Below are 13,973 nucleotides of genomic sequence, written 5' to 3' on the forward strand. Positions count from 1 at the left end.
CAACTGTTCGGGCGGTTCAGGGAGAATCCGGCGTGGGGACCCAAGCTACTTCTCGGTCGCAAGACCTGGATCCACACGGTCGCCCACGCCGGGCTCTCGGCACCCAAGGTGCCAGATTGGCAAGAGATAAGATCCACGCCACACATGGATGCGCTTTGGTAGTGCCGGCCGCTGGCCGGCAATCGAATCGGCCAGTAGATCCACGCCGCGCATGGATGCGCTTTGGTAGTGCCGGCCGCTGGCCGGCAATCGAATCGGCCAGTAGATCCACGTCACGCATGGACGCGCTTTGGTAGTGCCGGCCGCTGGCCGGCAATCGAATCAGCCAGTAGATCCACGCCACGCATGGATGCGCTTCGGTAGTGCCGGCAGCTGGCCGGCAACCAGGCCTCAAGCCCCGGCCAAGCCCAGATACCGCGCATGCAGCTGTTCCACCTGCACCTGCAGGTCCTCCGGCTGCCCATCATTGACCACCACGTCATCGGCCAGTGCCAAGCGCTGCGCACGGCTGGCCTGGGCGGCGATCATGCGGTCAGCCAGCGCGGCGTCGATGCCATCGCGCTGCATCAGGCGGGCGTGCTGCACGGCTTCCGGTGCATCCACCAGCAGCACCCGGTCCAGCCAGGGGTATGCCTTCCGCCCGCCCACCTCGGTCAGCAGCGGAATGGCCGCAATCGCATAGGGGCTCTCAGCGTGCTCGCACTGCTGTTGCATCAGCAGGCGGATGGCCGGGTGGGTGATGGCTTCCAGCGCCGTCCGCTCGGCCGGATCGGCAAAGACGTGGGCGCGCAGGCGGGCCCGGTCCAGGCCGCCGTCGGCCAGCAGCATGTCGGCGCCGAAACGCTCGGCAATGCGGGCCAGCGCCGGGCTGTCGGCAGCCACCACGGCCCGGGCGGCCAGGTCGGCATCGGCCACCACGATGCCCAGCGCTTCGAAGCGCCGGGTCACTTCACTCTTGCCCGAGGCGATGCCACCGGTCAGGCCAACCACATAGCGGCTCATGGGGACTCCCCTCAGCGCAGCCCGCTCATCACCATGTACTGCTCCACCAGCGGCGCACCCCACATAAAGTACAACCAGCCGGCAATGGCCAGGTAAGGGCCGAACGGAATCGGCGTGGCGCGGTCACGGCCCCGGCTGTACAGCCAGATCGAGCCGATGATGGCGCCCAGCACCGACGACAGCAGGATGATCGGCAGGATGCCCTTCAGGCCACACCAAGCGCCCAGGGCTGCCAGCAGTTTGAAGTCGCCGTGGCCCATGCCCTCCTTGCCGGTCAGCTGCTTGAACAGCCACCAGACCGTCCACAGCGACAGATAGCCCACCGCCGCGCCCACCAGGGCGGGCTTGGCCGGCATGTACAGGTTGTCGATGCTGCCTATCAGCCCCAGCCACATCAGCGGCAGGGTGAGCTGGTCGGGCAGCAGCTGGGTGCGCAGGTCGATGCCGGACAATGCGATCAGGAAGCAGGTCAGCACGATGGCGCCGAAACCCTGCCAGCCGAAGCCGAACTGCCAGACGCAGGCCACCACCAGCAGTGAGGTCAGCGCCTCCACCAGCGGGTACTGCAGCGAGATCGGTGCCTTGCAGTGGCGGCACTTGCCGCCCTGGATGATCCAGCTGAACAGCGGGATGTTCTCGTACCAGCTCAGCTTGTGCTTGCAGTGCGGGCAGTGCGACGGCTCGACCACGATCCCCGGTGGGGGCGGTTCATAGAAGTCCGGTTCCTCCAGGACTTCGCGCGCATCGCGCTTCCACTGCCATTCCAGCCGCTTGGGCAGGCGCAGGATGACGACGTTCAGGAAACTGCCCAGCAGCAGTCCGAAGGCGGCCGCGGCGGGGTAGCCGAGGCCAGGATGCTGGTCGAGAAAAGCCATGTATGTGTTATCCGACGACGGCGCCGAGTTTGAAGATGGGAAGGTACATGGCAATCACCATGCCGCCGACAATGGTACCAATGAACACCATGATCATCGGTTCCAGCAGGCTGCTCAGGGCATCCACCGAATTGTTGACCTCCTGCTCATAGTACTCGGCCACCTTGAACAGCATGGCATCCAGCGCACCGGCCTCTTCGCCGATGCCGGTCATCTGGATGACCATGTGCGGGAACAGGTTGGTCTGCTTCATCGACATGTTCACCGGGTAACCCACCGAGACGTCGTCGCGCATGCGCAGCACCGCCTCTTCGTACACGGTATTGCCGGTGGCGCCGGCCACGATGCCCAGCGCCTCCACCAGCGGCACGCCGGCCTTGAAGGTCACCGCCGTGGTGCGCGAGAAGCGGGCGATGGCGCTGTTGTGCATGATCTGCCCGATCACCGGCACCTTCAGCACGAACCGGTCCATCGCATGCTGCATCTTCGGCGAGCGCTTGTAGGACATGACCAGGCCGACGCCGGTGCCGATCGCGACCAGCAGCATCAGCCACCACCACGACACCATGAACCGTGACAGGTTCACCACCATCTGGGTGAAGGCGGGCAGGTCGGCGCCGAAGCTCTTGAACACGTCCTCGAACTGCGGCACAACGAACACCAGCATGATGCCGCTGACCAGCATGGCCACCACCACCACCATGATCGGGTAGAACAGCGCCTTCTTGATCTTGCCCTTCAGCGCTTCGATGTTCTCCTTGTAGGTGGCCACCGTGTCCAGCACGGTCTCCAGCACGCCCGCGCCTTCACCGGCCCGCACCAGGTTGCGGTACAGCTCGTCGAACTGCACCGGGTGCTTGCTGATGGCTTCGTACATCGAGGAGCCGCCCTCGATGTCGGTGCGGATGGTGTCGACCAGCTTCTTCATCCGCGGGTTCTTGTGCCCGCTGGCGATGATGTCCAGCGCCGACACGATCGGCACGCCGGATTTCATCATCGTGGCCATCTGCCGGCTGAAGAAGGCGATGTCCTTCGGCTTGACCGGGCTGCCGGCGGCGCCGAACAGCGGCTTCGACTTGGGCTTGACCTGGCCCGGGTTGATGCCCTGGCGGCGCAGCTCGGCGCGCAGCAGGTTGGCGTTCTTGGCCAGCTGCTCGCCCTTCATCTTCACGCCCCGCTTGTCGGTCCCCTCCCAGACAAACGGCTGCAGCTCCATGGTGGCGCGCGCCACCGGCTCTTTCTTGATCGCACTGCGACTGACAGACATGTTGGCTCCCCAAGACCCGCCATCCCCAGGCGGGTAACTAGCCATCGATGGTAGCGGGTTCAAGGGCGGATGGGCAGTTGGCAGGCGGCCCAGCGTGCGATTTCGTGCCGGGTGCCGACCAAAGGTGACGTACTGCGTCACATTGCCGCGTCCATCGCAGATTCGGAAGTGGGGGGTTCCCATCCGCGAAATTGCTGCCATCATGGGCGCGGGGAAATCCAGGGGGAGGCGTGCCGGGGTTGGCACGCAACCTGCGTTGATCCACCCGCAGGGCATGGGGCCCGCTCAACCGGCGCTGTCCGGTCCGATCCCGTGCACTGAACTCAACCACCACTATCTTGGGGATGTACCAATGAAGAACCAGAAGGGCTTCACCCTTATCGAACTGATGATCGTCGTCGCGATCATCGCCATCCTGGCCGCCATCGCACTGCCGGCCTACCAGGACTACACCTCGAAGTCGAAGGTCACCGCTGCGCTGGCCGACCTGGCCTCGCACAAGACGCAGTTCGAGATGGACATCAGCAACGGCAAGACCCCGACGCTGGAATCTGCTGGCTTCCAGAGCAAGGAAACCGGTAGCTGCTCGGAAATCACCGTGGCCAAGACTGGCATGACCTGCACCATCCGCGATCCGGGCCGTATCGGCACCAGCTCCAGCATCGCGCTGGACTATGCTGAAGCGACCGTGGACGCAACCTCGGGCGCGATCACCAAGGCGGGTGGTTTCAGCTGCACCACCGTGTCGGTTGACAAGAAGTTCCGTCCGGCTGGCTGCACTGGTACCTAATACTCTTGAGCCGTCGGGAATAGGAGTTTCCTGCTCCTGTAGCTGCATCAGAGTAGACACAAGGCCCGCTTCGGCGGGCCTTGTGCTGACTGGAGTACGAATTCCGGTCAGCACGCGGCAATGGGGATTGCTGGATCAAACAGGGGGAGTCATGAACACACAGAAGGGCTTTACGCTCATCGAACTGATGATCGTTGTAGCCATCATCGCCATTCTGGCAGCGATCGGGACAGTCGTATTTCAGCCTTACATCATTCGTACCCAGCTGACGGCCGCGCTGGCCGATATCAGCCCGGGCAAGATGCTGGTTGAAACGGTCGTCTATGAAAACCGCTCGGCCAGCCTGGTCACCCCCGAGTTCATCGGCGGCGCCCAGAACGCCCACTGCTCGAACGTTGAAGCCGAACTCAGCGATTCCGGCGTCGGCCATATCAGCTGCACCCTCAAGGGCCACAGCACGCTGGAAGGCAAGGACCTGATCCTGCGCCGCTCCGCCGAGGGCATCTGGAGCTGCGATGGCAGCGCGTTCGAAGCGCGCTATCGCCCGACCGGCTGCTGATCACACTTCAGCGCTCCGATGGGATGCTGGCTGCCCCTTGACGGGGCTATCATCCCCGGGGGAGTCAGGATCGTGCCTGCCGGGCTGGGAGTGCCGGGCAAGGCAGTGTTGCTCATGGATTGGCGATGCCGGTGGCCATTGGGTCGCGGCGGGTTCTGCTGCCCCGTGCGGTGTCCGTGCAAGAAGCACGGCATGGCATGACCCCATGAGCCAAGGATTCATATGAACGCTGTCACCACCGCCAATCTTGTCGGCATCACCGGCCTGGCCCGTCGCCTGGTGCAGGACGGGGCCCTGGACGAGGCCACCGCCCGCGACGCCATGGCCAAGGCCGCGGCCGCCCGCCAGCCACTGCCGACGTGGTTCGCTCAGAACAAGCTGGTCAATGCCTCGCAGCTGGCCGCCGCCAACGCGGTCGAGTTCGGCATGCCGCTGTTCGACGTGTCCACCTTTGACGCCAACCAGAACGCGATGAGCCTGGTCAGCGAGGAGCTGCTGCGCAAGCACAACGTGCTGCCGCTGTTCAGGCGCGGTGGCAGGCTGTTCGTCGGCACCAGCAACCCGACCCACTCGCTGGACGAGATCAAGTTCCACACCAATCTGGTGGTCGAACCGATCCTGGTTGACGAGGACCAGATCCGCCGCACGCTGGAACAGTGGCACGCCAGCCATGACACCCTCGGCGACGCCCTGGGGGGCGATGACGATGGCATGGGCAACCTGGACGTGGCGGCCGGCGACGAGGATCTCGGCGCCACCGGCGGCGATTCCGGCATCGACGCCAAGGGTGACGACACCCCGGTGGTGAAGTTCGTCAACAAGGTGCTGGTCGATGCGATCCGCAAGGGTGCCTCGGACATCCACTTCGAGCCCTACGAAGATGATTACCGCGTGCGCCTGCGCATCGATGGCCTGCTGAAGATGGTCGCGCGCGCACCGGTGAAGTTGAACCAGCGCATCGCCGCCCGCCTGAAGGTGATGGCACAGCTGGACATCGCCGAGAAGCGCGTCCCGCAGGACGGCCGCATCAAGCTCAATCTGTCCAAGACCAAGCAGATCGACTTCCGCGTCAGCACGCTGCCGACCCTGTTCGGCGAGAAGGTGGTGCTGCGTATCCTCGATGGCAGCGCGGCCAAGCTGGGCATCGACAAGCTGGGTTACGAGCCGGACCAGCAGAAGCTGTTCCTGGATGCCATCCACAAGCCGTACGGCATGGTGCTGGTGACCGGCCCGACCGGTTCGGGCAAGACGGTGTCGCTGTATACCGCGCTGGGCATCCTCAACGACGAGACGCGCAACATCTCCACCGCCGAAGACCCGGTGGAAATCCGCCTGCCGGGCGTCAACCAGGTACAGCAGAACAACAAGCGCGGCATGACCTTCGCCGCGGCGCTGCGCTCGTTCCTGCGACAGGACCCGGACATCATCATGGTCGGCGAAATCCGCGACCTGGAAACAGCGGAGATCGCGATCAAGGCCGCGCAGACCGGCCACATGGTGCTGTCCACGCTGCATACCAACGATGCGCCGCAGACCATCGCGCGCCTGATGAACATGGGTATCGCGCCCTACAACATCACCAGCTCGGTGACGCTGGTGATCGCCCAGCGCCTGGCGCGTCGCCTGTGCGGCAACTGCAAGCGACCGTCCAGCCTGCCCGAACATGCGCTGCTCGCCGAAGGCTTCACCCAGGCGCAGCTGGATGCGGGCATCGAGCTGTACGAGGCCGTGGGCTGCGACGAATGCACCGAGGGCTACAAGGGCCGGACCGGCGTCTACCAGGTCATGCCGATGACCGATGAGATCGCCACCATCGTGCTGGCCGGTGGCAATGCGCTGCAGATTGCCGAGGCGGCGCAGCAGATCGGGGTGAATGACCTGCGCCAGTCGGCATTGAAGAAGGCGGCGGCGGGCATTACCAGCTTGGCCGAGATCAACCGCGTCACCAAGGATTGAGGTAGATCCACGCCATGCGTGGATGACGCGATGCATGGGGTTGCCGGCCAGCGGCCGGCACTACCAGTTCGGTCGTACGCGCCGGGTCAGAGCCCTTTCCTTTGGAAAGGGATCCGGCCCCCGGGTTTACTCCATCCCCAGCTTCTTCAGCTTGTAGCGCAGCGCACGGAAGGTAATGCCCAGCTGCGCGGCGGTACGGGTCTTGTTCCAGCGGTTCTCTTCCAGCGCACGCTGGATGGCGCTGCGCTCGAGCTGCTCGATGTAGGAGGGCAGGGCAGCGCTGCCCGGCTGCAGGTCGGCCACCGCTTCGGCGGGCGCCGCACTGCCGGGAGCACGCGGCGCGTGCTGTGGCAGGCGCAGGTCATCGGCGCCGATGCAGTCTTCCTCGGCCAGGGCCAGCGCACGTTCCAGGATGTTCTCCAGCTCGCGCACATTGCCCGGGAACGCGTACTGCGCCAGGGCTTCCAGCGCCGAGGGCGCCAGCAGCGGGGTGGCGCGGCCGTGGCTGCGGGCCAGGCGGGCCAGCACGGCGGCGGCCAGTTCGGGCAGGTCCTGGCGGCGTTCGCGCAGTGGCGGCACCTTCAGTTCGATCACGTTGATGCGGTAGTACAGGTCGTGGCGGAAGCGCCCGTCCTCGACCAGCTCGGCCAGGTCCTTATGGGTGGCCGAGAGGATGCGGACATCCACCGGCTCCTCGGTGGCCGCGCCCACCGCGCGCACCGACTTTTCCTGGATCGCGCGCAGCAGCTTCACCTGCATCTGCAGCGGCAGTTCAGCCACTTCGTCCAGGAACAGGGTGCCGCCGTGCGCAGCCTGGAACAGGCCAGGCTTGTCAGCGTGTGCGCCGCTGAAACTGCCCTTGCGGTGGCCGAAGAATTCGCTCTCCATCAGCTCGCCGGGAATGGCGCCGCAGTTGACCGGCACGAACGGGCCGGCCGCGCGCGCGCCCTGGGCATGGATGGTGCGTGCAACCAGCTCCTTGCCGACGCCCGACTCGCCGAGGATGTAGACCGGCGCCTGGCTGCGCGCGACCTTGCCGATGGTGGTGCGCAGCACATCCATGGCCTGCGAGTGGCCCAGCAGGCGTCCGCCCTGTTCGGCGTTGGGGCCCGGTGCGGGGCGCTCGGCGTTGTTGAGTTCCAGCGCGTGCTTGACCAGTCCGCGCAGCACCGAGATGTCCACCGGCTTGCTGACGAAATCGAACGCACCGGCCTTCAGCGCCTCCACGGCGAGATCCATGCTGCCGAATGCGGTGATCATCGCCACCGGCGTGCGCGGGTAGTGCTGGGCAATCTCGCTGACCAGCTCGATGCCGTTGCCATCGGGCAGGCGCATGTCGGTGATGCACAGGTCGTACGGATTGCTGGCCAGCAGCTCACGTGCCTCGGCCAGGTTGGCGGCGGTACTGATGCGCAGCCCCATGCGGCCGAGGGTCAGCACCAGCAGTTCGCGGATGTCGCGTTCGTCGTCGACGACGAGGGCGCTGCGGGTTTCATTCATGGGCGTGAAAGATAAACGAGGGGGCTGGAAGCGACAAATGTTTGACGCACAGAATGGGGATCAGCTCGGCAGCAGCGTATGTGGACCGGGCAGCACCAGGCGGAAGCAGGAGCCACCGGCCGGCACCGCGATGTAGTCCAGGCGGGCCTGGTTGGCCCTGCACAGCTCGCGCGCGATGTACAGGCCCAGTCCCGTGCCATGCTCGGACGTGGTGAAGAAGGGCCGGAACAGCTGCGCGGCCACGCTCTCCGGGATACCCGGGCCACGGTCCATCACGTCGATCACCGCGCTGCGTTCGTGCTGGGCCACGCGCAACCGCACCCGTGCAGGCTGCTGGCCGATGCGGCCGTACTTCAGTGCGTTGTGCACCAGCACGGTCAGCACCTGGTAGAGATGCTTGGCGTCGACCTGGGCCATCACCGATGTGTCGCTGATGATCGGTTCGATGCTGTCGGTCTCCAGGGTCTGGCCCTGCTTGTACTCCAGCACGAAGCGGCGCACGAAGGCGACCAGGTCCACGTTCTCGGGCGTGGCGCGTTCGCGCCGTGCCAGGCCCAGCACGCTCTCGACGATGCCGTTGGTGCGCTGGCACTGCTGGCGGATGATCTGCAGCAGGCGGCGGTCGCTTTCGTTGAAGCCGGTGCCTTCCTCGAGCAGCTGCACGGCATAGTTGATCGCCGCCAGCGGATTGCGGATCTCGTGGGCCAGGCTGGCCGAGAAGCGGCCCATCGCCGACAGAGTGAGCGATTCGGCGCGGCGCGAGACCACGCTGGAATCGTCCAGGAACACCAGCGCAAGGTCGCTGCCGGCCAGCAGGCGGGCAAAGCGCGGCTGCACTTCCGGCTGGTCGGGGTTGAGCTGCAGCGGCAGTTCGTCCTGTGCCCAGCCATTGCGCCAGCGCTGCAGCCGGCGCGCCAGTTCCGGTGCGGCACTGGCCAGGTCCAGGCGCCCGCTTTCGCCGTTGCCGTCGTTGTCGCCCAGCAGCATCGAGGCGGCTTCGTTGGCCAGGGTGATGCGGTTGTCGGCGTCCACCACCAGCACGCCGGTGCGCATGCGGCGGATGATCAGTTCGTTGATCTGGAACAGGTTGGCGACTTCATCGCCGCGCTGGTTGGCCAGCTGCTGGTTGCGGCGGGCGCGGTTGCCCACCTGGTAGCTGATGAAGGCCAGTGCCAGGTAGCTGGTGGCGAACATCGCCAGTTCGGCGAGGGTGCGGGTGGGGTCGCCGCCTTCCAGCAGCTTCCAGGTGTACTCGACGCCGGTGGCCAGGCTGGCGGCCAGCGCCAGGCCCAGCCCCAGGCTGAGCGGCAGCAGAGTGGCGGCGGCGGCGATGTTGAACAGCAGCGACATCGAGATACCGGCGCTGGCGCCGGGCAGGGCGTGCGACAGCAGGGTGGCGGCCACGATATCCACCAGCACGCCACTGACCACGATCGGGCGTAGCCAGCGTTCGTTGCGGCCGACCACCAGGGCCAGCAGCGCCAGGGCCAGGTAGATGACCGCAACGACATCGGCCAGCCGCGGGTGGTGGGCTTCGCCGACCATGGCCGACAACGGGCTGTAGAGCAGGGCGGCAATGACCGTAGCGATCAGCACCCGGTACAGCGCGAAGAAATACAGTTCACGCCGCGGAATCGATTCGATGCGGTCAATCAATGAAGCACTGGGTGACACGCCGGAACTCCCCTTCTGGCTGCCTGGGTCTGGATTCTGCGGCGGGCCTGTCCGGCGTCCCCTGAAGTCGGGCCGGCACGTCGCGTTTGCGAAGGGCAGTATAGGGCCCCCGGCCGGGCGCCGCCGAAGTGGTCCGGATCGCGCATTTGGCCCGTTGCGGACACCGGTGGCCAGCCCCGGCCCGGGTGCAACTGCCTGAATGACGGTGGAAATCTGCCCGCGTCTGGCGTTTTGTACAGACTTCTTTGCGCCCCGGCGCCGGCTCGGCCACAATAGTGGGCCCGCCGCGGTCCATGCCGGCGCCCCGCCGGGGCCCTGAGGAATTGCGTGCGGTCGTTCCTATTCCCACGGTGACGCATGAATTTCCACGAATACCAGTCAAAACAACTGCTTGCCGAGTACGGCATCCCGGTCCCGGCCGGCAAGGTCGCTGCGACCCCGGACGAAGCGGTTGCCGCTGCCAACTCCCTGGGCCAGGGCCCCTGGATGGTCAAGGCGCAGATCCACGCTGGCGGCCGCGGCAAGGCTGGCGGCGTCAAGTTCTGCAAGACCACCGACGACGTGAAGGCCGCTGCGGCCAAGATGCTCGGCACCAAGATGGCCACCTACCAGACCGCTGGCGTTGAACTGCCGGTCAACCTGGTGCTGGTGACCACCGCCGGCGAGATCGTCAAGGAACTGTACCTGTCGGTGCTGGTCGACCGTGGCACCAAGACCATCACCTACATCGCCTCTTCGGAAGGCGGCGTGGAGATCGAGCAGGTCGCTGCTGAAACCCCGGAGCTGATCCACTCGCTGAACGTCGACTTCGTCGAAGGCGTGCAGGGTTACCACGGCCGCGATTTCGGCTTCAAGCTGGGCCTGACCGCCAAGCAGGCCGGCCAGTTCGCCAGCATCATGGTGAACCTGTACCGCCTGTTCAACGAAAAGGACCTGGCCCTGGTTGAAATCAACCCGCTGGCCATCCTGGACGACGGCAACCTGTACGCGCTGGACGGCAAGTTCGACAGCGACGACAACGCCGCGTTCCGCCAGAAGGCCCTGGTCGCCATGCGCGACAAGACCCAGGAAGATCCGACCGAAGTGATCGCTTCGGAACTGGACATCAACTACGTCACCATGGACGGCAACATCGGCTGCATGGTGAACGGCGCCGGCCTGGCCATGGCCACCATGGACGTCATCAAGCTCAACGGCGGCGAGCCGGCGAACTTCCTGGACGTGGGCGGCGGTGCCAACAAGCAGCGCGTCATCGAAGCCTTCAAGCTGATCCTGTCCTCGGACAAGGTCGAAGGCATCTTCGTCAACATCTTCGGCGGCATCGTCCGCTGCGACATGATTGCCGAAGGCATCATCGCCGCCGTGAAGGAAGTGGGCGTCAAGGTTCCGGTCGTGGTGCGCCTGGAAGGCACCAACGTGGAAGAAGGCAAGCAGCTGCTGCGTGACAGCGGCATGGCCATCATCCCGGCTGACAACATCAACGATGGCGCCAAGAAGATCGTTGAAGCTGTCAAGAACGCCGCCTGATACCGACACCAAGGAATTCCAATGTCTGTTTTGATCAACAAGAACACCAAGGTGATCGTGCAGGGCTTCACCGGCCAGCAGGGCACCTTCCACGCCACTCAGATGATCGAGTACGGCACCCAGGTTGTCGGCGGCGTGACCCCGGGCAAGGGTGGCACCACCCATATCGACCTGCCGGTCTTCAACACCGTTGCCGACGCCGTGCAGAGCACCGGCGCCAACGCCTCGGTCATCTACGTGCCGCCGCCGTACGCGGCTGACGCGATCCTGGAAGCCGCTGCTGCCGGCATCAAGGTCATCGTCTGCATCACCGAAGGCATCCCGGTGCTGGACATGCTGCGCGTCAAGAACGTGCTGACCCGTTCGCATCCGGACACCGTGCTGATCGGGCCGAACTGCCCGGGCGTCATCACCCCGGGTGAGTGCAAGATCGGCATCATGCCGGGCCACATCCACCAGCCGGGCAAGATCGGCATCGTGTCGCGTTCGGGCACCCTGACCTATGAAGCGGTCAAGCAGACCACCGAAGTCGGCCTGGGCCAGTCCACCTGCATCGGCATCGGCGGTGACCCGATCAACGGCCTGAACTTCGTCGACTGCCTGAAGCTGTTCAACGAAGACCCGCAGACCGAAGGCATCATCATGGTTGGCGAAATCGGCGGCGACGCCGAAGAAGCCGGCGCCGAGTACATCAAGAACCACGTGAAGAAGCCGGTCGTCGGTTTCATCGCCGGTGCGTCGGCTCCGGCCGGCAAGCGCATGGGCCACGCCGGTGCGATCGCCTCGGGCGGCAAGGGCACTGCCGAAGGCAAGTTCGCCGCCATGGAAGCGGCCGGTGTTGTCACCGTCCGCTCGCCGGGCGACCTGGGCGCTGCCATCGCCAAGCTGGTCAAGTAAGACCGCTGGGCGGGGGATTGTAGAGTCGACTGTTAGTCGACTGCTCTTCCCACCGGCTGCTGCAAAACAGAAAGGCCGCCTCCGGGCGGCCTTTCTGCGTCTGGCGCCCTGGCCATCCCGGCAAGCTCATCCACGCATGGCGTGGATCTACTGAGCCGGGGCTGTCCACGCAGCGAGCGCGCCCGGCGCGCGCATGGCGCAGCGCTACAATGGCGGCATTGCAACCACAGGCTGGATTCCCATGGCTTCGATCCGCATCGCGATGGCGCAGTTCGACTTCCCGGTCGGCGACGTCGCCGGCAACACCGAGCGCATCATCGAGATGATCGGCCAGGCGCGCGACGAGTACGGCGCCGAGCTGGTGATGTTCCCCGAGCTGGCGGTGAGCGGTTATCCGCCGGAAGACCTGCTGCTGCGCCCGGGCTTCCTGTACGAGTGCGAGCAGGCAATGATGCGCATCGCCGGTGCCTGCCGCGGCATCACCGCGGTGGTCGGCTGGCCGCAGGCGGCTGGCGCGGTGGTCTACAACGCCGCCAGCGTGCTGCGCGATGGCCTGGTCGAGCAGACCTACCGCAAGCGTGAGCTGCCCAATTACGCCGTGTTCGACGAACGCCGCTACTTCGATGTTGATCCGGACGGCGGCAGCTGCGTCTTCGAGGTCAACGGCATTCCGGTGGGCCTGCTGATCTGTGAGGACCTGTGGTTCGCCGAGCCGCTGGCCGACACCGTGCGCGCCGGCGCGCAGCTGGTGGTGGTACCCAATGCCTCGCCGTACGAGCGCGGCAAGCACGCCCAGCGCGATGCGGTGCTGGCCGCACGCACCCGCGAGAGCGGGGCAGCGATTGCCTATCTCAATGTGGTCGGTGGCCAGGATGCGCTGGTGTTTGATGGCGCCTCGGTGGTGGCCGACGGTGACGGCACGGTGCACCCCGCCGCCGCCGCCTTCGTCGACCAGTGGCTGGTGGTGGAGTACGACGGCCAAACACGCCGCTTCATGCCGCACGTGTGGATGGACGACGGCGACGAGAGCATGGACGCGCTGGCCTGGCGCGCGGTGACCCGTGGCATCCAGGATTACTGCCGCAAGAACGGTTTCAAGAAGGTCTGGCTGGGCCTGTCCGGTGGCATCGATTCGGCGCTGGTACTGGCGCTGGCGGTCGACGCGCTCGGCGCCGAGAACGTCACCGCTGTGCGCCTGCCGTCGCGCTATACCGCCGGCATGTCCAACGACCTGGCCGCCGAGCAGTGCCAGGCACTGGGCGTGAAGCTGGAAGCGGTCTCGATCGAGCCGGCGTTCAAGGGCCTGATGGAATCGCTGGCGCCGATGTTCGAAGGCACTGCGCCGGACGTGACCGAAGAGAACCTGCAGTCGCGCAGCCGTGGCGTGATCCTGATGGCGCTGGCCAACAAGTTCGGTGGCCTGCTGCTGACCACCGGCAACAAGAGCGAGTACGCCGTCGGGTATGCCACCATCTATGGCGACATGTGCGGTGGCTACGCGCCGTTGAAGGACCTGTACAAGACCGAGGTGTTCGGCCTGTCCAAGTGGCGCAATACCGTGGGCGGCGCGCCGGTGATCCCGCCGGCGGTGATCAGCCGGCCGCCGTCGGCCGAACTGCGCGAGAACCAGCTGGACCAGGACTCGCTGCCGGCCTATGACGTGCTGGACGGCATCCTGTACCGCTACATCGACCAGGAGCAGTCGCGCACGGAGATCGTTGCCGCCGGTTATGACGCGGCCGTGGTCGACCGCGTGCTGCGCCTGGTGCGCATCAGCGAGTGGAAGCGGCACCAGGCCGCGCCAGGCCCGAAGGTGTCGCGCCGCGCTTTCGGTCGCGAGCGTCGCTACCCGATCAGCAACGGCTACAAGGGTTGAGGTAGCCGTTGGCAGGTAGTGCCGGCCGCTGGCCGGCAACGCCGTATGCC

The 13,973-nt window shown here is 65.7% G+C and carries 11 protein-coding genes; 6 read left to right on the plus strand and 5 right to left on the minus strand.

Features of this window, described 5'->3' with window-relative positions; translation table 11 throughout:
• Positions 1 to 390: 390 nt before the first annotated feature.
• The 3 genes from coaE to AC5P9F_RS19985 are packed head-to-tail and all read right to left on the minus strand — an operon-like array spanning position 391 to position 3,144.
• Positions 391 to 1,002, minus strand: a complete 612-nt coding sequence (gene coaE / locus AC5P9F_RS19975; protein WP_308679067.1) for a dephospho-CoA kinase — start codon at positions 1,000 to 1,002, stop codon at positions 391 to 393.
• Between the two features lie 11 nt (positions 1,003 to 1,013).
• A complete protein-coding gene (locus tag AC5P9F_RS19980; RefSeq protein ID WP_005410800.1) occupies positions 1,014 to 1,877 on the minus strand; it encodes a prepilin peptidase in 864 nt (287 codons plus the stop codon).
• Between the two features lie 7 nt (positions 1,878 to 1,884).
• Positions 1,885 to 3,144, minus strand: coding sequence for a type II secretion system F family protein (locus tag AC5P9F_RS19985; RefSeq protein WP_308679065.1), 1,260 nt, complete (start codon positions 3,142 to 3,144; stop codon positions 1,885 to 1,887).
• A gap of 352 nt (positions 3,145 to 3,496) precedes the next feature.
• Between AC5P9F_RS19985 and AC5P9F_RS19990 the strand changes: the two genes are divergently transcribed.
• From AC5P9F_RS19990 to pilB, 3 genes are all read left to right on the plus strand, one after another.
• Positions 3,497 to 3,934 (plus strand): pilin, encoded by a 438-nt coding sequence (locus AC5P9F_RS19990; protein ID WP_308679063.1) that lies wholly within the window; start codon positions 3,497 to 3,499, stop codon positions 3,932 to 3,934.
• A 151-nt stretch (positions 3,935 to 4,085) separates the two neighbouring features.
• Positions 4,086 to 4,493, plus strand: coding sequence for a pilin (locus AC5P9F_RS19995; protein ID WP_308679062.1), 408 nt, complete (start codon positions 4,086 to 4,088; stop codon positions 4,491 to 4,493).
• Between the two features lie 222 nt (positions 4,494 to 4,715).
• On the plus strand, positions 4,716 to 6,449 hold the full coding sequence (gene pilB / locus AC5P9F_RS20000) for a type IV-A pilus assembly ATPase PilB (protein WP_308679060.1): 1,734 nt from the start codon (positions 4,716 to 4,718) through the stop codon (positions 6,447 to 6,449).
• Positions 6,450 to 6,575: 126 nt separating this feature from the next.
• On the opposite strand, the gene AC5P9F_RS20005 is transcribed toward pilB, so the two are convergent.
• A complete protein-coding gene (locus tag AC5P9F_RS20005; protein WP_049452342.1) occupies positions 6,576 to 7,949 on the minus strand; it encodes a sigma-54-dependent transcriptional regulator in 1,374 nt (457 codons plus the stop codon).
• A 60-nt stretch (positions 7,950 to 8,009) separates the two neighbouring features.
• Positions 8,010 to 9,623, minus strand: a complete 1,614-nt coding sequence (locus tag AC5P9F_RS20010) for a sensor histidine kinase (protein WP_005410794.1) — start codon at positions 9,621 to 9,623, stop codon at positions 8,010 to 8,012.
• 357 nt (positions 9,624 to 9,980) lie between these two features.
• Here AC5P9F_RS20010 and sucC point away from each other — a divergent pair, with 357 nt between their 5' ends.
• From sucC to AC5P9F_RS20025, 3 genes are all read left to right on the plus strand, one after another.
• Entirely contained in the window at positions 9,981 to 11,150 is a 1,170-nt protein-coding gene (gene sucC / locus AC5P9F_RS20015) for an ADP-forming succinate--CoA ligase subunit beta (protein WP_004154430.1), read from the plus strand.
• Positions 11,151 to 11,171: 21 nt separating this feature from the next.
• A complete protein-coding gene (gene sucD / locus AC5P9F_RS20020) occupies positions 11,172 to 12,047 on the plus strand; it encodes a succinate--CoA ligase subunit alpha (protein ID WP_005410793.1) in 876 nt (291 codons plus the stop codon).
• 241 nt (positions 12,048 to 12,288) lie between these two features.
• Complete coding sequence (locus AC5P9F_RS20025; RefSeq protein WP_024956776.1) at positions 12,289 to 13,923, plus strand: NAD+ synthase; 1,635 nt, start codon at positions 12,289 to 12,291, stop codon at positions 13,921 to 13,923.
• Positions 13,924 to 13,973 lie beyond the last annotated feature (50 nt).

The sequence above is a fragment of the Stenotrophomonas sp. YJH_SMC_4 genome (assembly GCF_059371575.1).

Excerpts from the sequence above, each read along its gene's own strand:
- coaE (WP_308679067.1), bottom strand. The coding sequence starts at position 1,002 with ATGAGCCGCTATGTGGTTGGCCTGACCGGTGGCATCGCCTCGGGCAAG.
- AC5P9F_RS19980 (WP_005410800.1), bottom strand. The coding sequence starts at position 1,877 with ATGGCTTTTCTCGACCAGCATCCTGGCCTCGGCTACCCCGCCGCGGCC.
- AC5P9F_RS19985 (WP_308679065.1), bottom strand. The coding sequence starts at position 3,144 with ATGTCTGTCAGTCGCAGTGCGATCAAGAAAGAGCCGGTGGCGCGCGCC.
- AC5P9F_RS19990 (WP_308679063.1), top strand. The coding sequence starts at position 3,497 with ATGAAGAACCAGAAGGGCTTCACCCTTATCGAACTGATGATCGTCGTC.
- AC5P9F_RS19995 (WP_308679062.1), top strand. The coding sequence starts at position 4,086 with ATGAACACACAGAAGGGCTTTACGCTCATCGAACTGATGATCGTTGTA.
- pilB (WP_308679060.1), top strand. The coding sequence starts at position 4,716 with ATGAACGCTGTCACCACCGCCAATCTTGTCGGCATCACCGGCCTGGCC.
- AC5P9F_RS20005 (WP_049452342.1), bottom strand. The coding sequence starts at position 7,949 with ATGAATGAAACCCGCAGCGCCCTCGTCGTCGACGACGAACGCGACATC.
- sucC (WP_004154430.1), top strand. The coding sequence starts at position 9,981 with ATGAATTTCCACGAATACCAGTCAAAACAACTGCTTGCCGAGTACGGC.
- sucD (WP_005410793.1), top strand. The coding sequence starts at position 11,172 with ATGTCTGTTTTGATCAACAAGAACACCAAGGTGATCGTGCAGGGCTTC.
- AC5P9F_RS20025 (WP_024956776.1), top strand. The coding sequence starts at position 12,289 with ATGGCTTCGATCCGCATCGCGATGGCGCAGTTCGACTTCCCGGTCGGC.